Below are 1262 nucleotides of genomic sequence, written 5' to 3' on the forward strand. Positions count from 1 at the left end.
GAGCACCCATTTCCAAGGAATCGATATGACAACCCCCATCATGAAATCCCCGCTTACCATTACCGACCTCGTCGACTGGGGCGTCATCCCGACCATGATCGAGGGCCAATCCCATACCTCGGGCAAGCTGCTGTACAAGGGGCCGGAAGGCCGCTCCGAATGCGGGCTTTGGGTCTGCACTCCGGGCAAATGGCACTGCCATGTCACCCGCGACGAGTTCTGCCATTTCCTCGAAGGGCGCTGCACCTATGTGCATGAATCCGGCGAGGTCATCGAGATCGAGCCGGATACGGCAGCGTTCTTCCCGCAGGACTGGAAGGGCGTCTGCACCGTCCATGAGACAATCAAGAAGGTCTACATGATCCGCTGAGCCTTCTCGATAATTCTGCCCTGCCGGACACCTGACGCGGCTTTCTGCGCTTCCGGTGCTCACGGACTAAATGTCCGCTGCGCTCCGGTTCTCGAAAGCCACGCCATCTGCCTCGGCAGGACGAATTCTCAAAAAGGCTCCGTAAATGGAGAAGGACAAAATGGATTTCTCTCCTGACCGGCCAACCTTCTTCGTCAATCCGGACTACCGGTCGATGGCCGGCGCGGCAAAACCGGTGATCGATCCGGCGACGCTGGAAACCGTCGGCGCTATCTCTGCTGCGACAGACGGCGAGATCGATACCGCACTCACGGCCGCGACGAAGGCGCAGGCCGCCTGGAAGAAGCTCGATGCCAAGAGCCGGGCCAAGCATCTGCATGCCGTCGCCAACGCCATCGAGGCGGCGGACTTCACGCGTTGCGCCGAGCTGATGGTGCGCGAGATGGGCAAACCCTACCCCGAAGCGATCGGCGAGATCGCCAATTGCGCGCCGATCTTCCGCTACTATGCCGAGATGGCGCGCGACGATGCCGGCAAGATCGCCGGCACGACGCAGGCCGGTTCGTTCCAGTATGCGCGCTACGAACCTTACGGCGTCTCCGTACACATCATGCCCTACAATTTCCCGATCCTGCTGATGTGCTGGACGGTCGCCGCATCGCTCGCCGCCGGCAATGCCTGCATCATCAAGCCGGCCGAGGCGACGACGCTCTCGACGCTGGACTACATGACCGTGTTCCGCTCGCTGCCAGAGGGGCTGGTCTCCTGCCTGCCCGGCGGAGCGGCCACAGCGCAGGCGCTGATCGCCTCCGACCGCACCCATGCCGTTGCCTTCACCGGCTCGGTCGCCGCAGGCAAGGCGGTGGCGGTAGCCTGCGCCGAACGCATGAAG

The 1262-nt window shown here is 62.6% G+C and carries 2 protein-coding genes; both read left to right on the forward strand.

The window, feature by feature from the left end; all coding sequences use genetic code 11:
• Positions 1-25 precede the first annotated feature (25 nt).
• Positions 26-370 carry a cupin domain-containing protein gene (locus tag EN969_RS31570; RefSeq protein ID WP_013528939.1) on the forward strand — a complete coding sequence of 115 codons (345 nt, stop codon included), beginning with the start codon at positions 26-28 and terminating at the stop codon, positions 368-370.
• Positions 371-530: 160 nt separating this feature from the next.
• Positions 531-1262, forward strand: a 732-nt coding sequence (locus EN969_RS31575; protein ID WP_127419760.1) for an aldehyde dehydrogenase family protein, incomplete at its 3' end; no start/stop codon positions are given.

Source organism: Mesorhizobium sp. M7A.F.Ca.CA.003.01.2.1 (assembly GCF_003998945.1).
GTDB lineage: Bacteria > Pseudomonadota > Alphaproteobacteria > Rhizobiales > Rhizobiaceae > Mesorhizobium > Mesorhizobium ciceri.

Bases quoted from the DNA above. Each gene is read 5' to 3' on its own strand.
- EN969_RS31570 (WP_013528939.1), top strand. From the start codon at position 26: ATGACAACCCCCATCATGAAATCCCCGCTTACCATTACCGACCTCGTC.